This is a genomic window from Klebsiella sp. A52 (assembly GCF_018388785.1).
Lineage (GTDB): Bacteria > Pseudomonadota > Gammaproteobacteria > Enterobacterales > Enterobacteriaceae > Klebsiella > Klebsiella aerogenes.
Genome location: NZ_CP074437.1, coordinates 2,834,865 through 2,856,550 on the forward strand (window position 1 = coordinate 2,834,865; position 21,686 = coordinate 2,856,550).

A 21,686-nucleotide genomic window follows, 5' to 3' on the forward strand; every position below is an offset into this window, starting at 1 on the left:
GCGCAAATTTATACACAAAATGGCTGATCGGACTTGTTCGGCGTACAAGTGTACGCTATTGTGCGACTCGAAACTTAAAATAGTGCGACTTACAGAGGTATTGAATGAAACGTGCAGTGATTACTGGCTTGGGCATCGTTTCCAGCATCGGTAATAACCAGCAGGAAGTCCTGGCATCTCTGCGTGAAGGACGTTCAGGGATCACTTTCTCTCAGGAGCTGAAGGATTCAGGAATGCGTAGCCACGTATGGGGCAACGTCAAACTGGATACCACGGGCCTCATTGACCGCAAAGTAGTTCGCTTTATGAGCGATGCATCCATTTATGCTTATCTGTCCATGGAGCAGGCGGTAGCCGACGCCGGTCTGGCGCCGGAAGCATACCAGAACAACCCGCGTGTCGGCCTGATTGCAGGTTCCGGCGGCGGATCCCCGAAATTCCAGGTCTTCGGCGCCGATGCCATGCGTAGTCCGCGTGGTCTGAAAGCCGTGGGCCCATATGTTGTCACCAAAGCGATGGCTTCCGGCGTATCCGCCTGCCTCGCCACGCCGTTTAAAATCCACGGCGTCAACTACTCTATCAGCTCCGCTTGCGCCACTTCCGCACACTGCATTGGTAACGCGGTAGAACAGATTCAGCTGGGCAAACAGGACATCGTCTTTGCCGGCGGCGGCGAAGAGCTGTGCTGGGAAATGGCTTGCGAATTCGACGCCATGGGCGCGCTGTCCACCAAATACAACGATTCTCCGGACAAAGCGTCCCGTACCTATGATGCGAACCGCGACGGTTTCGTTATCGCGGGCGGCGGCGGCATGGTCGTGGTTGAAGAGCTGGAACACGCGCTGGCGCGCGGCGCGCATATCTATGCGGAAATCGTCGGTTACGGCGCGACTTCCGATGGCGCGGACATGGTTGCTCCATCTGGCGAAGGCGCAGTGCGCTGCATGCAGATGGCGATGCACGGCGTTGATACCCCGATTGACTACCTGAACTCCCACGGCACTTCTACTCCGGTAGGCGACGTGAAAGAGCTGGGCGCGATCCGCGAAGTCTTCGGCGACAATAGCCCGGCTATCTCCGCCACCAAAGCGATGACCGGCCACTCTCTGGGCGCCGCAGGCGTACAGGAAGCCATCTACTCTCTGCTGATGCTGGAACACGGTTTTATCGCGCCAAGCATCAACATCGAAGAGATGGACGAGCAGGCTGCCGGCCTTAACATCGTCACCAAACCGACCGATGCTCAACTGACCACCGTGATGTCCAACAGCTTCGGCTTCGGCGGCACCAACGCTACTCTGGTTATGCGTAAATACAACGCCTAATTGGTACGAAACAGAACCAGGGGAGCCTCAGGCTCCCCTTTTTTTGACGTCTTGACAGCGCCCGGCGAGAGAAGGCAAATTGCTCGCCATTATTCTCATTCCATCTTCTCGCCTTGCTCTGCAAAACTGGGGTAACGCATGTCCGCAGCGACAAAAACGATAAACAACGCTTCAGAGAATCTCTCGCTATTTCGCATTACCTTTGCGGTTTTTCTGACCTATATGACCGTGGGGTTGCCGCTACCGGTTATCCCACTATTTGTGCATCACGATCTCGGCTTTGGCAACACTCTCGTCGGCGTGGCCGTCGGCATCCAGTTTCTCGCCACGGTCTTAACCCGCGGCTATGCCGGGAGACTGGCCGATCAGTACGGCGCGAAACGCTCGGTACTGCAAGGAATGCTGGCCTGTGCTCTGGCCGGCGGCGCCTGGCTGGCGGCGGCGCTGTTGCCGGTGCCGGTGATGGCCAAATTTGGCCTGCTGGTGCTGGGCCGTTTGATTCTCGGCTTTGGTGAAAGCCAACTGCTGACCGGTAACTTAAGCTGGGGATTAGGGCTGGTTGGCCCGCGTCGTTCCGGTAAAGTGATGTCGTGGAATGGCATGGCGATGTATGGGGCGCTGGCGGTGGGCGCGCCGCTGGGGCTGCTGATTTACAGCCGTTTCGGCGTGGCGACGCTGGCCTGCGTCACGATGGCGCTGCCGTTGCTGGCGTGGGCGATTAACGGCACGGTCCGTAAAGTTCCCGCTCACGGCGGCGAGCGTCCTTCGCTATGGAGCGTCATCGGCATGATCTGGCGGCCGGGGATTGGTCTCGGCCTGCAGGGCGTCGGCTTTGCGGTAATCGGCACCTTTGTTTCGCTCTATTTCGCCAGCCACGGCTGGGCGATGGCCGGCTTCACGTTGACCGCGTTTGGCGGCGCTTTTGTCCTGATGCGTATTCTGTTCGGCTGGATGCCGGATCGCTTCGGCGGCATTAAGGTGGCGATGGTGTCACTACTGATTGAAGCTATTGGCCTGACGCTGCTGTGGCAAGCGCCGGGCGCCTGGGTGGCGCTGGCGGGCGCCGCTTTGACCGGCTGCGGTTGCTCGCTTATCTTCCCGGCGCTGGGCGTTGAGGTAGTCAAACGGGTTCCGGCTCAGGTTCGCGGCACCGCGCTTGGCGGCTATGCCGCGTTTCAGGATATCTCTTATGGCGTCACCGGCCCGCTGACTGGCCTGCTTGCCACCTCGTTGGGCTATGCATCCGTTTTTCTTGCCGGGGCGATTTGCGCGGTATTAGGGATTGTGGTCACTCTGTTGACGCTACGTAAATAAAGGAATAACGGCGGCTATCAGGCCGCCGTTATTCTTTTAGGCTTACAGCACCAGCCACAGCAGAATAATCACCACCAGCAGCGCAATCGCCACCGTCCACGCTTTTTTACTATACACCGGATGGGGGGCGGGCAGCGGCTCGACCGGGGTAATTGCCATTGTCGCCTGGGCGCGGGCCACGCGTAGCGCAAAGACTTTATTTAATAGCGTTAGCACCTGCGGGCTGGTTAAGGTCGTCGTTGGCGTTACCTGCCAGCTGCTTTGCGCGAAATCGGCGATTTTCTGCCACTCCTGCGCCTCCAGCGGTTGCTTAAGCGCTGCCTGCAGCGAATTCATCGTCGGCGCGGTTTGCGCGCTCAGAGTTTGTCGCGCCTGCAGCCAGTACGAGAGCGGGGTGAAGTGGGTGGCGGGGATCAGTTCGCCGGATTTCACGCCGCACAGCTCAAGCATTGATTGCCAGATAAGCTTGCTCGATTCGCCGGTTGCGGCGGCCAGTTTGGTCACTAACTGATTCAGGGTGTTATGTTCCGCCGGCAGCAAAGGGCGCAGCGTCGGCGTACGCTGCTGTGGCTGCGGGATCGCCAACTGGCCGTTTTGCAGCAGATGCAGCACGTTCTCCAGCTGCGCTTGGGTTAGCGCATGCAGCACGGTTTGACCGTAATTCTGGCGGATATAATCGCTCACCGCCTGACGGTTATTTCCCTGAGTCAGCAGTTCGCTGAGCTGGGCGAGAATTTGCCGATGGTGGTGGTTTTGCTGAGCGATACTTAAGCGCTGATTCAGGTTGCTCTCAGCCGCGCTGAAATGGCTCGCCAGCAGCGGCGTGTCGCCTTTCAGACCCAGATCGTGCTTCACGCAGGCCCACACTTCGGCGTTTTGCTGCGATGTCAGCGTCACCAGACGCGTTATCAGCCGCTCCAGAACGGTGCGTTGCTGCATGGTGAGCGCATTTGGGCCCACGGCGGATGCGCCGGATGGGCCAGTCCCCGGAGGGCGATCGGACATACCTGAAACGGGTGGTGTCATGATGAATCCTTACCGTAGTGCTGTACTTAAGCCGGGTGATGATGTTCCTGGCGGCCAGATTATGGCACACTTCCCCGGTTTACTCTCGTTCTCAGACAGGTACTGAACCGTGAAAATCCTCGTTGATGAAAATATGCCCTATGCGCGTGAGCTTTTTAGCCGTTTGGGAGACGTGCAGGCCGTTCCCGGTCGTCCCATTCCGCAGGAAGCGTTAACCGACGCCGACGCGCTGATGGTGCGTTCCGTTACTAAGGTGAACGAAGCGCTGCTCTCCGGTAAGACGATTAAGTTTGTCGGCACCGCCACCGCAGGCACCGATCATGTCGATCAAGCGTGGCTGCAACAGGCGGGGATTGGCTTTTCCGCCGCGCCGGGCTGTAATGCGATCGCGGTGGTGGAGTATGTTTTCTCGGCGCTGCTGATGCTCGCCGAGCGCGATGGATTCGCGCTGGCTGACCGCACCGTCGGTATCGTCGGCGTCGGCAACGTTGGCGGGCGTTTGCAAAAACGTCTGGAAGCGCTGGGAATTAAAACGTTACTCTGCGATCCGCCGCGCGCCGATCGCGGCGATGAAGGCGACTTCCGCAGCCTGGACGAGTTAGTGCAGCAGGCGGATATCCTGACGTTCCACACGCCGTTGTTTAAAGACGGACAGTATAAAACGCTGCATCTGGCCGATGAAGCGCTGATTAGCCGCCTGCAGCCGGGAGCTATTCTGATTAACGCCTGCCGTGGCCCGGTGGTGGATAACGCGGCGCTGCTCAAGCGCTTGCAGGCCGGGCAGCAACTGAGTGTGGTGCTCGACGTCTGGGAACCCGAACCGGATCTGAATACCGAGTTGTTGGCGCGTGTCGATATCGGTACCTCGCATATCGCCGGTTATACCCTTGAAGGCAAAGCGCGCGGCACCACTCAGGTGTTTGAAGCCTATAGCGCGTTCATTGGCCATCCGCAGCAGGTGGCGCTGGACACGCTACTGCCGGCGCCGGAATTTGGCCGCATCACTCTGCACGGCCCGCTCGATCAGGCGACGCTGAAAAGGCTGGTCCATTTGGTGTATGATGTGCGCCGCGATGATGCGCCGCTGCGTAAAGTGGCAGGCATTGCCGGCGAATTCGACAAGCTGCGTAAAAATTATCAGGAACGCCGCGAATGGTCGTCCCTGTACGTACAGTGCAGCGATGAAAAAGCAGCGACGCTGCTGCGTCAGCTCGGTTTTAATGCCGTACATCATCCTGTTCGTTAATATCTTCTTAATGCCCCTGTCGGATAATCCGGCAGGGTCGCTATTTTCTGGAGTACACCACCATGTCTGAAGGCTGGAATATTGCCGTACTGGGCGCAACCGGCGCCGTAGGCGAAGCCCTGCTTGAAACCCTTGCTGAACGCCAGTTTCCGGTAGGCGAAATTTATGCGCTGGCGCGCAATGAAAGCGCGGGCGAACATCTGCGTTATGGTGGCAAATCGGTCATCGTGCAGGACGCCGCCGAATTTGACTGGACCCAGGCCCAGTTGGCTTTCTTCGCCGCAGGCGTCGAAGCCAGCGCGGCGTATGTCGAAGAAGCCACCAACGCCGGTTGTCTGGTTATCGATCTTAGCGGCCTGTTCGCGCTGGAGCCGGACGTGCCGCTGGTGGTGCCGGACGTTAACCCGTTCGTGCTCGGCGACTACCGCAACCGTAACGTGATTGCGGTACCAAACAGCCTGACCAGCCAGCTGCTGACGGCGCTGAAACCGCTGATCGATGATGGCGGCCTGTCGCGTATTACCGTTACTAATCTGCTGTCTGCCTCGGCGCAGGGGAAAAAAGCGGTCGATGCGCTGGCGGGGCAGAGCGCGAAGCTGCTGAACGGTATTCCGATTGATGAAGACGATTTCTTTGGTCGCCAGCTGGCATTCAATATGCTGCCGATTCTGCCGGATCGCGAAGGTAGCGTGCGCGAAGAACGACGTATCGTCGATGAAGCGCGCAAAATTCTCCAGGATGACGGCCTGATGATTTCCGCGAGCGTCGTGCAATCACCGGTCTTCTATGGTCATGCGCAGATGGTGAATTTTGAAGCGCTGCGTCCGCTGGCGGCGGAGGAGGCGCGCGACGCCTTTACCCGCGGCGAGGATATCGAGCTTTCTGAAGAGGGCGAATTCCCGACGCAGGTCGGCGATGCTTCCGGTAACGCGCGTCTGTCCATCGGCTGCGTGCATAACGATTACGGCATGCCCGAGCAGATTCAGTTCTGGTCGGTTGCCGATAACGTGCGCTTTGGCGGCGCGCTGATGGCGGTGAAAATCGCCGAGAAGCTGGTTCAGGAGTATTTGTACTGATGTCTGAAGCACAGCAGCAGCCGGTGTATAAAATCGCGCTGGGCATCGAGTACGACGGCAGCAAATACTACGGCTGGCAGCGGCAAAACGAAGTGCGCAGCGTGCAGGAAAAGCTGGAAAAGGCGCTGTCGCAGGTGGCGGCCGAACCGGTACACGTATTCTGCGCCGGGCGTACCGACGCCGGCGTTCACGGTACCGGCCAGGTGGTGCACTTTGAAACCCGCGCTCAGCGTAAAGACGCCGCCTGGACGCTGGGCGTAAATGCGAATTTACCTGGTGACATCGCCGTGCGTTGGGTGAAGCATGTTGCGGACGATTTTCACGCCCGCTTCAGCGCGACGGCCCGTCGTTACCGTTACGTCATCTATAATCACCGCCTGCGTCCGGCGGTGTTAAGCCAGGGGGTGACGCATTATTACCACCCTCTGGATGCCGGGCGGATGCATCGCGCCGCGCAGTGTTTAATTGGCGAGAATGACTTCACCTCGTTTCGCGCGGTGCAATGTCAGTCGCGCACGCCGTGGCGTAACGTGATGCATATCAACGTGACCCGTCACGGGGCTTATGTGGTGGTGGATATCAAGGCGAACGCTTTTGTTCATCATATGGTAAGGAACATCGTCGGCAGCCTGATGGAAGTAGGCGCCGGAAACCAGCCAGAGAGCTGGATTGCAGAACTGCTGGCGGCGAAGGACCGGACTCTGGCTGCCGCGACGGCGAAAGCGGAAGGATTGTATCTGGTGTCGGTGGATTATCCGGCCCATTTCGATCTGCCGGTAATGCCGATGGGCCCGCTATTTTTGGCGGACTAATATCAGCGCCCCCGTAACAGGGGGCGGTTGTCACTAAAGGCTAAGACAAATATGGACCTGATTCATTTTTTGATTGATTTCATCCTGCATATTGATGTGCACCTTGCGGAGCTGGTCGCGCAGTATGGCGTCTGGGTTTACGCCATACTGTTCTTGATTCTGTTCTGCGAAACCGGCCTGGTGGTGACGCCGTTCCTGCCCGGAGATTCTCTGCTGTTCGTCGCCGGCGCGCTCTCCGCGCTGCCAACTAACGATCTCAACGTACACCTGATGGTCGCGCTGATGGTCATTGCCGCCGTTGTTGGCGATGCCCTGAACTACACCATCGGTAGATTGTTCGGCGAAAAGCTATTCAGCAATCCGAACTCGAAGATTTTCCGTCGCAGCTATCTCGACAAAACCCATACCTTCTATGAACGCCACGGCGGCAAAACCATCATCCTCGCGCGTTTTGTGCCGATCGTCAGAACCTTTGCGCCGTTTGTGGCGGGAATGGGCCACATGTCCTATCGTCATTTTGCGGCGTATAACGTGGTAGGCGCGCTGCTGTGGGTACTGCTGTTCACCTACGCCGGGTACCTGTTCGGTGATTTGCCGATCGTGCAGGAAAATCTGAAGCTGCTGATCGTGGCGATTATCGTCCTGTCGGTACTGCCGGGTGTTATCGAAGTGATTCGCCATCGCCGGGCGGCGGCAAAGCAGGCTAAATAAGCCCTTAGCGGCATTTTCGCCGGGCGTTGCAATGACGTCCGGCGCGCAAAGTGTGAGCGGTTCGACCACTTTTTTATCCCATGTTACGGGATGTTATGATTTAATGTGCAACATTCATGGTCTGTGAGGGGCAAAAGTGGCATTATGCGCCCCTTGCGACAAAACTGGCATCGACCAGGTTCAGGTAGAAAGGTTATCAATGAGCTGGATTGAACGAATTAAAAGCAATATAACCCCCACCCGTAAGGCAAGTATTCCTGAAGGTGTATGGACCAAGTGCGACAGCTGCGGTCAGGTACTGTACCGCGCAGAGCTGGAGCGCAACCTGGAGGTTTGCCCTAAGTGCGATCACCACATGCGTATGTCGGCGCGCAATCGCCTGCATAGCCTGCTGGACGAAGGTTCTCTCGTGGAGCTGGGTAGCGAGCTCGAGCCAAAGGATGTGCTGAAGTTCCGCGATTCGAAAAAGTATAAAGACCGTCTGGCCTCTGCACAGAAAGAGACCGGCGAGAAAGACGCGCTGGTGGTGATGAAAGGCACCCTGCACGGCATGCCTGTCGTGGCGGCGGCATTTGAATTCGCCTTTATGGGCGGTTCGATGGGTTCCGTTGTTGGTGCGCGTTTCGTCCGTGCGGTTGAGCAGGCGCTGGAAGACAACTGCCCGCTAATCTGCTTCTCCGCTTCCGGCGGCGCCCGTATGCAGGAAGCGCTGATGTCGCTGATGCAGATGGCGAAGACCTCCGCGGCGCTGGCGAAAATGCAGGAACGCGGTTTACCGTACATCTCCGTGCTGACCGACCCGACCATGGGCGGCGTCTCCGCGAGCTTCGCGATGCTGGGCGATCTTAATATCGCCGAGCCGAAAGCGCTGATCGGCTTCGCCGGTCCTCGCGTTATCGAGCAGACCGTGCGTGAGAAGCTGCCGCCGGGATTCCAGCGCAGTGAGTTCCTGATTGAGAAAGGGGCGATCGACATGATTATCCGTCGTCCTGAAATGCGTCTGAAATTAGCCAGCATCCTGGCGAAACTGATGAATCTTCCTTCGCCGCAGGCCGATGCGCCTCACGAAGGCGAGGTGGTGCCACCGGTACCGGATCAGGAACCAGAGGCCTGATAATGCAGAGGGCAGGGCCGACAGGCGCTGCCCTTTTTTTTACCGTTAACTCTCGCGGACATCATGGAAAAAGATCCTATTCCTCAGGCCACGTCGCCCCTGGCTACGTGGCTTTCTTATCTGGAGCATCTGCACAGTAAAGCCATCGATCTGGGGCTTTCGCGGGTGAGCGAAGTCGCCGGACGGATGGCGATACTAAAACCGGCGCCGTTTGTCTTTACCGTGGCGGGTACCAACGGCAAAGGCACCACCTGCCGGACGCTGGAATCCGTGCTGATGGCGGCGGGTTATAAAGTTGGCGTGTATAGTTCGCCGCATCTGGTGCGCTATACCGAGCGCGTGCGTATTCAGGGCGCTGAGCTGCCGGAAGCGGCGCATACCGCCTCATTTGCCGAAATCGAAGCGGCGCGCGGCGATATCTCGCTGAGTTATTTTGAATTTGGCACGCTGTCCGCGCTATGGCTGTTTAAGCAGGCGCAGCTCGATGTGGTTATCCTCGAAGTGGGCCTCGGCGGGCGCCTGGACGCCACGAATATCGTCGATGCCGACGTGGCGGTGGTCACCAGCATCGCGCTGGATCATACCGACTGGCTGGGGCCGGATCGTGAAAGCATTGGCCGTGAAAAAGCCGGTATTTTCCGCGCCGGCAAACCGGCGGTGGTGGGCGAACCCGATATGCCGCAGACGATTGCCGACGTGGCGAATGAAAAGGGCGCGACGCTGCTGCGCCGCGACCATGACTGGCGTTATAGCGTGACAGACCAGTCATGGAACTTTAGCGATAGTCAGGGCGAGTTGGCAGGGCTGCCGCTGCCGCAGGTTCCATTGCCGAACGCCGCGACGGCGCTGGCGGCGCTACGCGCCAGCGGGCTTAACGTCGCTGAACAGGCGCTGCGCGACGGCATCCATCACGCCATGCTGCCGGGGCGTTTTCAGATTATCAGCGAGGCGCCGCGGGTGATCCTCGATGTCGCGCATAACCCGCATGCGGCGGCTTATCTCGCCGGGCGTCTCAAAACCTTAGCGAAAACGGGGCGCGTACTGGCGGTTATTGGTATGCTGCATGATAAAGATATCGCCGGAACCCTGGCGAATCTGGCGCCTGAAGTAGACGCGTGGTACTGCGCGCCGCTGGAAGGGCCGCGCGGCGCCACGGCGGATCAGCTGATTGCGCATCTGCGCGCAGGGCAAAGTTATGACAGCGTAGCCCAGGCGTGGCATGCCGCCATGGCGGATGCCAAAGCCGAAGATACGGTGCTGGTGTGTGGTTCCTTCCACACGGTAGCGCATGTAATGGAAGAGATAGACGCGGGGAGAATCGGTGGCGAGTAAGTTTCAGAACCGTTTAGTCGGGACGATTGTACTGGTAGCGCTGGGGGTAATTATTCTCCCGGGTCTGCTCGACGGTCAGAAAAAACATTATCAGGATGAATTTGCGGCGATCCCGTTGGTGCCGAAGCCGGGCGATCGCGATGAGCCGGATATGCTGCCGGCGGCTACCCAGGCGCTGCCTTCGCAGCCGCCGGAAGGCGCCGCGGAAGAGGTGAGAGCGGGAGACGCCGCAGCGCCATCGCTGGATCCGTCGCGCATCCCGGTGAATAACAATAGCTTCGATGAAGTTCAGGAGCCGGTGGTGGCCGCCAAGCCGCAGCCGAAACCACAGCCGAAGCCGGTTGAGAAACCGCAGCCGCAGCAGGTCGCGCAGACGCCGCCTCCGGCGAAACCGCAGCCGCAACCACAGCCGCAACAGCAGCAGGCCGCTATTCCGGCGCCGACCGGAAAAGCCTATGTGGTGCAGTTAGGGGCGTTGAAGAATGCCGATAAGGTTAACGAAATCGTGGGTAAACTGCGTTCCTCGGGCTTTAAAGCCTGGACATCGCCATCCACGCCGGTTCAGGGTAAAATTACCCGTATTCTGGTGGGGCCGGATGCGTCGAAAGACAAGCTGAAGGGGCAACTCGGCGAGCTGCAGCAAATTTCTGGCCTGAGCGGCGTGGTCATGGGATATAGCCCGAATTAAAAAACCATATCCGCTCCGATTGGGTGAGCCAGCAAGCGGGTTAACCTGCTGAAACCCTTGCCGGATACGCCCTGAAGAGGCGTCAGGCTGTATGGCGTTGAATGTTTTTTCAGCGCCATTTTTATTTCTGTAGGGCACGGAAATCCCTACGCAAACGTTTTCTTTTTCTGTTAGAATGCGCCCCGAACTGGACGACAGGGCGTAAAATCGTGGGATGTATATGGTCTGGATTGATTACGCCATTATTGCGGTAATTGGTTTTTCCTGTTTGGTTAGCCTTATCCGCGGCTTTGTTCGTGAAGCGTTATCGCTGGTGACATGGGGATGTGCCTTCTTTGTCGCCAGTCATTACTACACTTACCTGGCTGTCTGGTTCACGGGCTTTGAAGACGAACTGGTCCGAAATGGGATTGCTATCGCGATATTGTTTATCGCAACGCTTATCGTCGGCGCTATCGTTAACTATGTGATAGGCGCTCTGGTAGAGAAAACCGGTCTGTCAGGAACAGACAGGGTGTTGGGGATCTGTTTTGGCGCCCTGCGCGGCGTGCTGATTGTCTCCGCTATTCTGTTCTTTCTCGACAGCTTCACCGGTATGGCAAAAAGTGAAGACTGGCAAAAGTCTGAGCTTATCCCGCAGTTCAGTTTCGTTATCAGATGGTTCTTTGACTATCTGCAGAGCTCGTCAAGTTTCTTGCCCAAAGCATAAGCGTTGGGATGTAGCTTAACGAGGAAAAGACGTATGTGCGGTATTGTCGGTATCGCCGGTGTTATGCCGGTAAACCAGTCGATTTATGACGCGTTAACGGTGCTTCAGCATCGTGGGCAGGATGCCGCGGGCATCATCACCATTGATGCAAATAACTGCTTCCGTTTGCGTAAAGCCAACGGACTGGTGAGCGATGTGTTCGAAGCGCGCCACATGCAGCGTATGCAGGGAAATATGGGGATTGGCCACGTCCGTTACCCAACGGCAGGCAGTTCCAGCGCTTCTGAAGCGCAGCCTTTTTACGTTAACTCGCCGTACGGCATTACGTTGGCCCATAATGGCAACCTGACCAATGCCCACGAGCTGCGTCAAAAGCTGTTTGAAGAAAAACGCCGCCACATCAACACCACCTCCGATTCCGAAATTCTGCTCAATATCTTCGCCAGCGAGCTGGATAATTTCCGTCATTACCCGCTGGAAGCCGATAACATTTTCGCCGCGATTGCCGCGACGAACCGCCAGATCCGCGGCGCATACGCCTGCGTGGCGATGATTATCGGCCACGGCATGGTCGCCTTCCGCGACCCGAACGGTATTCGTCCGCTGGTGCTCGGCAAGCGCGATATCGGCGATGGCCGCACCGAGTATATGGTCGCCTCCGAAAGCGTGGCGCTGGATACATTGGGCTTTGAATTTCTGCGCGACGTCGCGCCGGGCGAAGCGGTCTACATCACCGAGAAAGGCCAGCTGTTTACCCGTCAATGTGCGGAAAACCCGGTCAGCAACCCATGCCTGTTCGAATACGTCTATTTCGCACGTCCGGACTCCTTTATCGACAAGATTTCCGTCTATAGCGCCCGTGTGAACATGGGCACGAAGCTTGGCGAGAAAATTGCCCGCGAGTGGGAAGATCTGGATATCGATGTCGTTATTCCGATCCCGGAAACCTCCTGCGATATCGCCCTGGAGATTGCCCGTATCCTCGATAAACCCTATCGTCAGGGTTTCGTCAAAAACCGCTATGTTGGCCGTACCTTTATCATGCCGGGCCAGCAACTGCGCCGTAAGTCCGTGCGCCGTAAGCTGAACGCCAACCGCGCCGAATTCCGTGATAAGAACGTGCTGCTGGTGGACGACTCTATCGTTCGCGGCACCACCTCTGAACAGATTATCGAAATGGCGCGCGAAGCCGGTGCGAAGAAAGTGTATCTGGCCTCCGCGGCGCCGGAAATTCGCTTCCCTAACGTTTACGGTATCGATATGCCGACCGCCAACGAGCTTATCGCCCACGGTCGCGAAGTTGACGAGATCCGTCAGATCATCGGCGCTGACGGCCTGATTTTCCAGGATCTGAACGATCTGATCGAAGCGGTACGCGCCGAGAACCCGGATATTCAGCAGTTCGAGTGTTCGGTCTTTAACGGCGTGTACGTCACCAAAGACGTAGACCAACAGTATCTCGATTATCTTGATTCCCTGCGCAACGACGATGCGAAAGCGGTCCAACTGCAAACCGAAGTTGAAAACTTAGAGATGCATAACGAAGGCTAATTCGTCCCTTGTTGCTGGCCCGCCGTCTTTCGAGGACCGCGGGCCTTTTTATTTTTACCCGCCAGGTTGCGTCGGAGACTATAATCCGGCAAAGTCTGCGGCACTATGCGCAAGGGGTATAACATCGTGAAACGACTCATTATCGGCATTTCCGGCGCCAGCGGCGCGATTTACGGCGTACGCCTGCTACAGGTGCTGCGTGACGTCGCGGAGGTCGAGACCCATCTGATAATGAGCCAGGCGGCGCGTCAGACGCTGTCGCTGGAAACCGACTACTCGCTGCGGGAAGTGCAGGCGCTGGCCGATGTGGTACACGACGCGCGCGATATCGCCGCCAGCATCTCCTCCGGCTCGTTTAAAACCAGCGGGATGGTTATTCTACCGTGCTCGATGAAAACGCTCTCCGGCATCGTCAATAGCTATACCGACGGTCTGCTGACCCGCGCAGCAGACGTGGTGTTAAAAGAGCGCCGCCCGCTGGTGCTTTGCGTACGCGAGACGCCGTTCCACCTTGGGCATCTGCGTTTAATGGTGCAGGCGGCGGAAATGGGCGCGGTGATTATGCCGCCGGTGCCGGCATTCTATCATCGTCCCCAGTCGCTGGATGATGTGATTAATCAGACGGTTAACCGGGTGATCGATCAGTTTGATATTGACCTGCCGCAGGACCTGTTTACCCGCTGGCAGGGCGGGGCCTGATGCACCTGTTTGGTGCATTTTATTTACCTTTGCCTTCCGCTGGTGCATTTTTGTTGTCCTGATCAAATCCTCGACATTTAATTTGTTTTTTTGCGTTTTGCCGCTGCGGTTTATCCGTTAATGCTGGTATCTTCCCTTCTAAGACAATCTTGCAACTTTATATTAACAAATTTAACGCTGTTACCGGCACGCACCGGGAAAATGGCATAAAACCTGCAAGAACCGTCGGCAACACACATAACCAGACAGCGCACAACATAACAACATCACGACACTTAAGGGCTTTCTATGAAGAAGACGATCCTGGCTCTCTCGTTAATCATGGGAATCAGTAGCGCCGCCAGCGTATCTGCGGCGCTGCCGCAAAGTATCCGCATCGGCACCGATACCACCTATGCGCCTTTCTCGTCGAAGGATTCGAAGGGCAACTTTATTGGCTTTGACATCGATCTGGGCAATGAACTGTGCTCGCGTATCAAGGTGAAGTGCACCTGGGTGGGCAGCGATTTTGACGCGCTGATCCCCTCGCTGAAAGCGAAGAAAATCGACGCGATTATCTCGTCGCTGTCGATTACCGAAAAACGCCAGCAGGAGATTGCGTTCTCTGACAAACTGTACGCGGCAGACTCTCGTCTGATCGCGGCAAAAGGCTCGCCGATTCAGCCGACGCTGGAGTCGCTGAAAGGCAAGCATGTTGGCGTACTGCAGGGCTCTACTCAGGAGGCCTATGCCAACGAACGCTGGCGCAGCCAGGGCGTGGATGTTGTCGCCTATGCCAACCAGGATCTGATCTATTCCGACCTCGCCGCCGGGCGCCTCGATGCGGCGCTGCAGGATGAAGTCGCGGCCAGCGAAGGTTTCCTCAAACAACCTGCCGGTAAAGATTACGCCTTTGCCGGCCCTTCCGTTAAAGACAAAAAATACTTCGGCGATGGTACCGGCATCGGCCTGCGCAAAGAAGATGGCGAGCTGAAAGCCGCTTTCGACAAAGCGCTGGGTGAGATGCGGAAAGACGGCACCTACGACAAAATGGCGAAGAAATACTTCAACTTTAACGTCTACGGCGATTAAGACTGTAGCGGTCTGGTTATGCCAGGCCGCTCTATTGCGACGCGGTTATTGTTGCCCTTGATAGGTGCAAGCGGTTAATGGCTTGCCCCAGAATGGGGCGACAGCGGTTTTTCTTTGTTCAGAAAGTGCATAGTTAAGCGTTTCTGATGCAAAAAAATCTGCTTTCATGCGCATTTTGCTTTGCCTTGGCAGGGCGAATAATGGCACGATAACTGACGTAAGTGCTTCTAATAAACCCGTTAGAATGACAGTCTGTTGAGGATAATTATGAAAAAACTGGCGTTGTCTCTTTCTTTGGCGCTGGCCCTTTCCAGCGTTTCCACGGTATTCGCAGCCATTCCACAGAAAATCCGTATTGGTACCGATCCTACTTATGCGCCGTTCGAATCGAAGAATGCGCAGGGTCAATTGATTGGTTTTGACATCGATCTGGCGAAAGAGCTGTGTAAGCGTATCAATACCCAATGTACCTTCGTTGAAAACCCGCTGGATGCGCTGATCCCCTCGTTAAAAGCGAAGAAAATCGATGCGATTATGTCCTCGTTGTCGATCACCGAAAAGCGCCAGCAGGAAATTGCTTTCACCGACAAACTTTATGCCGCTGACTCCCGTCTGGTGGTGAAAAAGGGCAGCGATATTACGCCAGACCTGAGCAAGCTGAAAGGCAAGCGCATTGGCGTTCTGCAGGGCACCACTCAGGAAACCTACGGCAACGAGCACTGGGCGCCGAAAGGCATTGAAATTGTCTCCTATCAGGGCCAGGACAATATCTATTCCGACCTGACCGCGGGCCGTATTGACGCCGCGTTCCAGGATGAGGTCGCCGCCAGCGAAGGTTTCCTCAAACAGCCGATTGGCAAAGATTATCAGTTTGGCGGCCCGTCCATTAAGGATGAGAAGTTGTTTGGCGTCGGTACCGGCATGGGTCTGCGGAAAGACGACACCGAGCTGCGTGAGGCGCTAAATAAAGCTTTCGCCGAGATGCGTAAAGACGGCACTTACGACAAGCTGGCGAAGAAATATTTCGACTTTAACGTGTACGGCGACTAATCATCGTTAGTACCTCGCCGCACGCGTTTTCACGTGCGGCGATCGATGACAGACAGGGCAGACAGCATGCTGTACGGGTTCTCACAGGTTATTTTTCAGGGCGCGCTGGTCACCCTTGAGCTGGCGCTTAGCTCGGTGGTGCTGGCGGTCCTTATCGGGCTGGTGGGCGCGGGGGCGAAACTATCCGCCAACCGGCCTATGGCGCTGGTGTTTGAAGGCTATACCACGCTGATCCGCGGGGTGCCGGATCTGGTGCTGATGCTGCTGATTTTCTATGGGCTACAAATCGCCCTTAACAGCATCACCGATGCATTCGGCATGGCGCAATTTGATATTGATCCGATGATTGCCGGTATTATCACCCTCGGCTTTATCTATGGCGCGTACTTCACTGAAACCTTCCGCGGCGCGTTTCTGGCGGTGCCGAAAGGCCATATTGAAGCGGCGACGGCATTTGGCTTCAGCGGCTGGCAGACGTTCCGCCGCATCCTGTTTCCGGCGATGATGCGCTATGCGCTGCCCGGCATCGGCAACAACTGGCAGGTGATTCTCAAAGCCACCGCGCTGGTGTCGCTGCTCGGTCTGGAAGACGTGGTTAAGGCAACGCAGCTGGCGGGCAAAAGTACCTGGCAGCCGTTCTATTTCGCTATCGTCTGTGGGGCTATCTATCTGGTGTTTACCACGATTTCCAATGGTGTGCTGCTGCTGCTTGAACGCCGCTACTCCGTGGGTGTGAAGAGGGCTGACCTGTGATTGAAATTATTCAGGAGTACTGGAAATCCCTGCTGTGGACCGACGGTTACCGTTTTACAGGCGTGGCGATCACCCTGTGGCTGTTGATTGCTTCAGTGGTGATGGGCGGCATCCTCGCGGTGTTTCTCGCCATCGGGCGCGTATCGAGCAATAAATACATTCAGTTTCCGATCTGGCTGTTTACCTATATTTTCCGCGGCACGCCGCTGTACGTGCAGCTGCTGGTGTTTTACTCCGGGATGTATACGCTGGAAATCGTCAAAGGCAGCGATCTGTTGAATGCGTTTTTCCGCAGCGGCCTGAACTGTACGGTGTTGGCATTGACCTTAAATACCTGCGCCTACACCACCGAGATTTTTGCCGGGGCGATTCGTTCGGTGGCGCCGGGCGAGATTGAGGCCGCGCGGGCTTACGGCTTTTCGTCAGTTAAGCTGTACCGCTGCATTATTTTGCCCTCTGCGCTACGTATTGCGCTGCCCGCGTACAGTAACGAAGTCATTCTGATGCTGCACTCGACGGCGCTGGCGTTTACCGCCACGGTGCCGGATTTGCTGAAAATCGCGCGCGATATTAACTCGGCGACCTATCAGCCGTTTACCGCTTTCGGCATCGCCGCGGTACTGTACTTAATTATTTCGTATGTGCTGATTAGCTTGTTCCGCAAGGCGGAAAAGCGCTGGCTGCAGCATATCAAACCTTCTTCGACGCACTGAGAAAGCCATGACCGACAATAAATTAAGCGTTATCGATCTGCATAAACGTTACGGCGAGCACGAGGTGCTGAAAGGCGTCTCGCTGAAAGCGAAGGCCGGAGACGTGATTAGTATTATCGGCTCATCGGGTTCCGGTAAAAGTACCTTCCTGCGCTGCATTAACTTTCTTGAGAAGCCAAGCGAAGGAACGATTATCGTCAACGGGCAGAATATTGGCCTGGTGCGCGATAAAGACGGCCAGTTGAAGGTAGCGGATAAAAACCAGCTGCGTCTGCTGCGCACGCGACTGACGATGGTGTTCCAGCACTTCAACCTGTGGAGCCACATGACGGTACTGGAAAACGTCATGGAGGCGCCGATTCAGGTGCTCGGCCTAAATAAACAAGAAGCGCGCGAGCGGGCGGTGAAGTATCTGGCGAAAGTCGGCATCGATGAACGCCAGCAGATCAAATATCCGGTACATCTTTCCGGCGGTCAGCAGCAGCGCGTGTCCATCGCGCGGGCGCTGGCGATGGAGCCGGACGTACTGTTGTTTGATGAGCCGACCTCGGCACTTGATCCGGAGCTGGTGGGCGAAGTATTGCGTATTATGCAAAAACTGGCGGAAGAGGGGAAAACCATGGTGGTTGTCACCCACGAAATGGGCTTTGCCCGCCACGTCTCTTCACACGTGATTTTCCTCCATCAGGGAAGAATCGAAGAAGAGGGGCATCCCGACGAGCTGTTCGGCAACCCGAAAAGCCAGCGCCTGCAGCAGTTCCTTAAAGGTTCACTGAAGTAATCGCCTCTATCCCGGCGGGTTTGCTCGCCGGGAATGACTTAACGCTCCAGTCGGTAGATCCAATCATCGTAATCCACGCCGTTGAGGTGGTAGGCCTGTTCCAGCACCTGAATGCGTACAAAACCCTGCTTTTCCAGCAGCCGCGACGACCCCAGGTTATCTCCCAGCACCCAGGCATTAATGGCGTGGATGCCAAGGGTGGTAAAGCCGTAATCACAAATCGCGCGCAGCGCTTCGCTGGCGTAGCCCTGACCCTGCGCTTGCGGCAGTAGCGCGTAGCCGACGTCGGCCTCGTGCGGATTTTTCGAACTGATGCGCAGACCAATATCTCCCAGCGGCGTGCCGGCCGAATCGCGCAACACAAAGACGCCGGCATCTTCGCAGCGGCATTCAAACACGCTGCGTAGCGCCGTTTCGCTTAACACCTCACCCATGTAACGCATGACGTCAGGATCCTGACGCAGACGCAGAAAAAAGGGCCAATCGGCCGGAGTGAAGCGGGAAAGCAACAGGCGGGGCGTTGTTATCGTAGTCATAAAGCGATTAATCAGCTAAAACGAAAGCCTACTTTACCACTATGCTGCGCCGGGTAACATGCTCGTCCTCGCGAATCAGCCCGTGGGTGACGTGGCGCTCAGACTTTGCAGGTAGCGCTGCACGCGGTGATTTTCAGGTGAACGGCGGAGCTGTAGCGCCAGGTTGAGGCTATCCAGCAGTTGGGCGTTAGCCACCATCGGCGAATCGGCGGCGATGCGCTTTTCCGCGACTAACCATTCAACGACGGATTTCCAGCGCCAGAGAGGGGAATTGCCTTTCACACGCTGTACGGGGCCGGGAAACCGCCCGCTGCCGCGAGCGCCCTCTTTTAATAGCGCGATCGCCTGGCGGGAGACGCCGATAAGTTCGGCGATATCGCTCAGCCCGACCAGTGTCGAATCGATGGACTCCACGCGGATATCTGGCAGCGCGGCGGTTTCTACATCGCGGATGGCGGACAGCGCCGCCTGTTCCAGCGATTGGCCCTCGCGATCGAACTCGAGGTAGACCGCGGTACCGTAAAAGCAGACCAGAGCGTCGCTACAGCCTGCGGCAAAGAGCGCATCTTCCAGTCCGGGCGTTTGACTGGTGACGCCGGATAGCGTCAGCGTAAAATTAAATATCGGCATCGTTTAGCGTTCCTTATGCGTGATGCGCGCGGTAGCCGGGATGGGACACCGTTCGACCATTCTGATTATTTGCCGGGCGTGGTTTTCAGGGACGGCGGGCGTCGACCAAATGCTCATCATATGTTCACGGTGTTCAGCCACGCCGCAGACGAGACGCCCAAAGTAATGAGCGCTTTTACCTGCAGGCAGCAATATCCACCCCCGCGCCGTGGCAATCGCCATCCTGATATGTTTGTCCGGATGTTCCTTCATCGTTAAATCCTGCTCAGAATAAAAAGAGTGTTGACGGGTGTCAACGTGTTTTGAGGATATATTCCTCGTCAGGACGTTATGGCAGGAGAATATTTTTGCGGTTGGAATGCGCTTCACAAGAAACGTAGCAAGGAGAACAGGGAATTAACGATTTGCGAGGCGGCTTCCGCCCCAGAGAAGAGAATGGGGAGCCATTGCTCCCCGTTTATCTACCTAGCCCAACACATCCTTCAGCGCCTCTTCCAGATCGTACCAGCGGAAGCTGAAGCCGGCGGCTTCCAGGCGTTTTGGCAGCGCGCGCTGGCCGCCGAGTACCAGTACCGAGGATTCCCCCATCAGCAGGCGAATGGCGGCGGCGGGAACGCGGAAAATCGCCGGGCGATTAAGCGCGTGGCCGAGCGCGTGGGCAAACTGTTCGTTACGCACGGGATAGGGCGAGACCATATTGAACGGGCCACGCAGATCGTTATCCAGCAGCCACAGAATACCGTTCACCATATCATCGATATGGATCCACGCCAGATACTGGCGACCGTCGCCGATAGGTCCGCCCAGGCCGAGCTTAAACGCGGGCGTCATTTTGGCCAGGATCCCGCCCCGCGGCGCTAAGACGACGCCGGTGCGCAACAGGCACACGCGCGTGCGATCGCTTTGCGCCTCACAGGCGATTTGCTCCCAGCGGGCGCAAAGTTTATGGGTAAATTCGTTGTGCGGCGGCTCTTCCTCGGTCACCACGACTTCACCGAGATCGCCGTAATAGCCGGTAGCGGAACCGCTAATCAGCACGGAAGGTGGTGTTTCGCTGGCTTTAAATAACGCGACCAGCTGGCGGGTGATGTCCCAGCGGCTGTGGCACAGGCGCTCTTTTTGCTCTGCCGTCCAGCGCTTATCGGCGATCGGTTCACCGGCAAGGTTAATGACGGCGTCAAAGCCATCGAGGTTGTTTTGCCCTTCGAAACCGCGCCACAGCGTGACGCGGGGATCGAGACGGGCTTTCGCGCGTTCAGGGTTGCGGGTGGAAACCGTGAGTTGGTGCCCAAGTTCCAGCAGCCTGGTAATAAGATGCCGACCAATGAGCCCGGTACCGCCAGTGAGCAGGATTTTCATACCGCCTCCCTTACAAACGTTTTAGCGCCGCCAGCTCATAGTCATCGATACTGAGTCGGCATAGCGCAGCGCGTGAAGTTTATCGATCTCTACTTCAGCATAAGTGACCCAGTGATGTTCGCATGCGATATTGAGCACATCCTGGGTTAATTTTTCCAGCAGCGAGAAGCGGTTATTCTCGATATGGCTGATGATGCGTTTAGTAATGGTGCGATAGTTCAGGGCATCATTGATGTCTTCGCTGTCGCGAGCCTTATCGGCCGGATAGTGAATCACCACATTCACCAACACATCCTGACGGTTGGCGATCTCTTCCTCTTTGATTCCAATAAAAGTACGCAGGCGCAGGTTCTTAATACGAATAATGGCGTCTGGCTGAGACATTGCAGGCTTCCTCCGTGTAGTAATTTCCGCAATCATACATCAAAGCACGCCCTGCGAGCAGGGGATTAATACTGTTGCGTTTTGAGTAGCGCTTGTTGCGTTGCCGGGCGCTGGCGGATGCGTTCAAACCAGTTATGCACCGCCGGGAACTGGCTAAGATCGACGCGTTGGCGCTGGTGGGCATTAATCCATGGCCAGCAGGCGATATCGGCGATACTGTAGTGCTCGCCGCCCAACCATGGACTGGCTTCAAGACGCCGGTTCATTACGCCATACAGACGCTGGCTTTCGACCTGATAGCGTTCAATGGCGTAGGGGACAGCCTGAGGCGCGTGATGGTTAAAGTGGTGGTTTTGCCCAAGCATCGGCCCCAGACCGCCGACCTGCCAGAACAGCCATTGCAGGGTGGTATGCCGTTCGCGCAGCTCTCCGCTCAGTAATTTTCCCGATTTTTCCGCCAGATAGAGCAGGATCTCTCCGGACTCAAACAGGCTTAACGGCGCGCCGCCGTCGACCGGAACGTGGTCAACGATCGCCGGGATCTTATTATTTGGCGAGATAGCCAGAAACTGCGGGCGAAACTGTTCACCTTTGCCGATATCGACGCGTATCAGGCGATAGGCCAGCTGCGCCTCTTCGAGAAAAAGAGTGATTTTGTGGCCGTTGGGGGTGGGTGCGTAGTAAAGATCGATCATGAGGTCTCCCGCCATCGAAGGTCGCAAACGTTTCGAGTATAGGCGACCTGCGCAATCGCGGGGCAAAGATTATATTGCGAAATCCTCATGCGGCTGCCAGTGACATCTTAT

Annotated in this window: 25 protein-coding genes and 1 pseudogene; 17 read left to right on the forward strand and 9 right to left on the reverse strand. The window is 56.7% G+C overall.

Annotation, left to right across the window (positions count from 1 at the left end; all coding sequences use genetic code 11):
• Positions 1–104 precede the first annotated feature (104 nt).
• A complete protein-coding gene (gene fabB, locus KGA69_RS13465) occupies positions 105–1,325 on the forward strand; it encodes a beta-ketoacyl-ACP synthase I (protein ID WP_015706178.1) in 1,221 nt (406 codons plus the stop codon).
• Between the two features lie 138 nt (positions 1,326–1,463).
• Entirely contained in the window at positions 1,464–2,639 is a 1,176-nt protein-coding gene (locus KGA69_RS13470; RefSeq protein WP_045391503.1) for an MFS transporter, read from the forward strand.
• Positions 2,640–2,681: 42 nt separating this feature from the next.
• Here KGA69_RS13470 and flk read toward each other — a convergent pair whose 3' ends face one another.
• Entirely contained in the window at positions 2,682–3,665 is a 984-nt protein-coding gene (flk, locus tag KGA69_RS13475) for a flagella biosynthesis regulator Flk (RefSeq protein WP_063410962.1), read from the reverse strand.
• Positions 3,666–3,774: 109 nt separating this feature from the next.
• Between flk and pdxB the strand changes: the two genes are divergently transcribed.
• The 10 genes from pdxB to KGA69_RS13525 all read left to right on the forward strand — a co-directional run bounded on the left by pdxB (position 3,775) and on the right by KGA69_RS13525 (position 13,603).
• The gene (pdxB, locus tag KGA69_RS13480; RefSeq protein WP_045391501.1) at positions 3,775–4,911 is read left to right on the forward strand and encodes a 4-phosphoerythronate dehydrogenase PdxB; all 1,137 of its coding nucleotides are present in this window, start codon (positions 3,775–3,777) and stop codon (positions 4,909–4,911) included.
• A gap of 62 nt (positions 4,912–4,973) precedes the next feature.
• On the forward strand, positions 4,974–5,987 hold the full coding sequence (locus tag KGA69_RS13485; protein ID WP_045364476.1) for an aspartate-semialdehyde dehydrogenase: 1,014 nt from the start codon (positions 4,974–4,976) through the stop codon (positions 5,985–5,987).
• Positions 5,987–6,799, forward strand: a complete 813-nt coding sequence (gene truA, locus KGA69_RS13490; protein ID WP_032708800.1) for a tRNA pseudouridine(38-40) synthase TruA — start codon at positions 5,987–5,989, stop codon at positions 6,797–6,799. Before KGA69_RS13485 ends, truA begins: the two co-directional genes overlap by 1 nt.
• Before the next feature lie 51 nt (positions 6,800–6,850).
• Complete coding sequence (locus tag KGA69_RS13495; RefSeq protein WP_015365553.1) at positions 6,851–7,510, forward strand: DedA family protein; 660 nt, start codon at positions 6,851–6,853, stop codon at positions 7,508–7,510.
• A 199-nt stretch (positions 7,511–7,709) separates the two neighbouring features.
• Positions 7,710–8,624, forward strand: a complete 915-nt coding sequence (accD, locus tag KGA69_RS13500) for an acetyl-CoA carboxylase, carboxyltransferase subunit beta (protein WP_015365554.1) — start codon at positions 7,710–7,712, stop codon at positions 8,622–8,624.
• Positions 8,625–8,687: 63 nt separating this feature from the next.
• Entirely contained in the window at positions 8,688–9,956 is a 1,269-nt protein-coding gene (gene folC / locus KGA69_RS13505) for a bifunctional tetrahydrofolate synthase/dihydrofolate synthase (protein ID WP_213292387.1), read from the forward strand.
• Positions 9,946–10,644 (forward strand): cell division protein DedD, encoded by a 699-nt coding sequence (dedD, locus tag KGA69_RS13510; RefSeq protein WP_045391498.1) that lies wholly within the window; start codon positions 9,946–9,948, stop codon positions 10,642–10,644. Before folC ends, dedD begins: the two co-directional genes overlap by 11 nt.
• A 220-nt stretch (positions 10,645–10,864) precedes the next feature.
• Positions 10,865–11,353 carry a colicin V production protein gene (gene cvpA / locus KGA69_RS13515; protein ID WP_015706172.1) on the forward strand — a complete coding sequence of 163 codons (489 nt, stop codon included), beginning with the start codon at positions 10,865–10,867 and terminating at the stop codon, positions 11,351–11,353.
• 33 nt (positions 11,354–11,386) lie between these two features.
• Positions 11,387–12,904, forward strand: a complete 1,518-nt coding sequence (gene purF, locus KGA69_RS13520; protein ID WP_015365559.1) for an amidophosphoribosyltransferase — start codon at positions 11,387–11,389, stop codon at positions 12,902–12,904.
• 126 nt (positions 12,905–13,030) lie between these two features.
• Positions 13,031–13,603, forward strand: coding sequence for a UbiX family flavin prenyltransferase (locus KGA69_RS13525; protein WP_015365560.1), 573 nt, complete (start codon positions 13,031–13,033; stop codon positions 13,601–13,603).
• 110 nt (positions 13,604–13,713) lie between these two features.
• On the opposite strand, the gene KGA69_RS13530 is transcribed toward KGA69_RS13525, so the two are convergent.
• Complete coding sequence (locus KGA69_RS13530; protein WP_161801912.1) at positions 13,714–13,842, reverse strand: hypothetical protein; 129 nt, start codon at positions 13,840–13,842, stop codon at positions 13,714–13,716.
• Positions 13,843–13,891: 49 nt separating this feature from the next.
• On the opposite strand from KGA69_RS13530, the gene argT reads away from it, so the two are divergent.
• The gene (argT, locus tag KGA69_RS13535) at positions 13,892–14,674 is read left to right on the forward strand and encodes a lysine/arginine/ornithine ABC transporter substrate-binding protein ArgT (RefSeq protein ID WP_015365561.1); all 783 of its coding nucleotides are present in this window, start codon (positions 13,892–13,894) and stop codon (positions 14,672–14,674) included.
• Positions 14,675–14,719: 45 nt separating this feature from the next.
• Here argT and KGA69_RS24230 read toward each other — a convergent pair whose 3' ends face one another.
• Positions 14,720–14,848: a hypothetical protein gene (locus KGA69_RS24230; RefSeq protein ID WP_263303189.1), complete on the reverse strand. Its 129-nt coding sequence runs from the start codon at positions 14,846–14,848 to the stop codon at positions 14,720–14,722.
• Positions 14,849–14,941: 93 nt separating this feature from the next.
• Here KGA69_RS24230 and hisJ point away from each other — a divergent pair, with 93 nt between their 5' ends.
• The 4 genes from hisJ (at position 14,942) to hisP (ending at position 17,971) form a co-directional block, all read left to right on the forward strand.
• On the forward strand, positions 14,942–15,724 hold the full coding sequence (gene hisJ, locus KGA69_RS13540; protein WP_015365563.1) for a histidine ABC transporter substrate-binding protein HisJ: 783 nt from the start codon (positions 14,942–14,944) through the stop codon (positions 15,722–15,724).
• Between the two features lie 66 nt (positions 15,725–15,790).
• Entirely contained in the window at positions 15,791–16,477 is a 687-nt protein-coding gene (locus KGA69_RS13545) for a histidine ABC transporter permease HisQ (RefSeq protein WP_045391496.1), read from the forward strand.
• Positions 16,474–17,190, forward strand: a complete 717-nt coding sequence (locus tag KGA69_RS13550) for an ABC transporter permease (protein WP_015365565.1) — start codon at positions 16,474–16,476, stop codon at positions 17,188–17,190. Before KGA69_RS13545 ends, KGA69_RS13550 begins: the two co-directional genes overlap by 4 nt.
• Positions 17,191–17,197: 7 nt before the next feature.
• Positions 17,198–17,971 carry a histidine ABC transporter ATP-binding protein HisP gene (gene hisP, locus KGA69_RS13555; protein ID WP_015365566.1) on the forward strand — a complete coding sequence of 258 codons (774 nt, stop codon included), beginning with the start codon at positions 17,198–17,200 and terminating at the stop codon, positions 17,969–17,971.
• Here hisP and KGA69_RS13560 read toward each other — a convergent pair.
• The 6 genes and pseudogenes from KGA69_RS13560 to yfcG form a co-directional block, all read right to left on the reverse strand.
• Positions 17,952–18,507 (reverse strand): annotated as a pseudogene (locus KGA69_RS13560) (GNAT family N-acetyltransferase). The gene hisP and the pseudogene KGA69_RS13560 overlap by 20 nt on opposite strands.
• 75 nt (positions 18,508–18,582) lie before the next feature.
• Positions 18,583–19,137 carry a DNA-binding protein gene (locus KGA69_RS13565; RefSeq protein WP_213292389.1) on the reverse strand — a complete coding sequence of 185 codons (555 nt, stop codon included), beginning with the start codon at positions 19,135–19,137 and terminating at the stop codon, positions 18,583–18,585.
• A gap of 3 nt (positions 19,138–19,140) precedes the next feature.
• The gene (locus KGA69_RS13570) at positions 19,141–19,389 is read right to left on the reverse strand and encodes a hypothetical protein (RefSeq protein ID WP_213292390.1); all 249 of its coding nucleotides are present in this window, start codon (positions 19,387–19,389) and stop codon (positions 19,141–19,143) included.
• A gap of 213 nt (positions 19,390–19,602) precedes the next feature.
• Complete coding sequence (locus KGA69_RS13575) at positions 19,603–20,496, reverse strand: TIGR01777 family oxidoreductase (RefSeq protein WP_045391489.1); 894 nt, start codon at positions 20,494–20,496, stop codon at positions 19,603–19,605.
• Positions 20,497–20,517: 21 nt separating this feature from the next.
• Positions 20,518–20,880 carry a dihydroneopterin triphosphate 2'-epimerase gene (gene folX / locus KGA69_RS13580; protein ID WP_015365570.1) on the reverse strand — a complete coding sequence of 121 codons (363 nt, stop codon included), beginning with the start codon at positions 20,878–20,880 and terminating at the stop codon, positions 20,518–20,520.
• A 65-nt stretch (positions 20,881–20,945) separates the two neighbouring features.
• Positions 20,946–21,575, reverse strand: coding sequence for a GSH-dependent disulfide bond oxidoreductase (gene yfcG, locus KGA69_RS13585; RefSeq protein WP_213292391.1), 630 nt, complete (start codon positions 21,573–21,575; stop codon positions 20,946–20,948).
• Positions 21,576–21,686 lie beyond the last annotated feature (111 nt).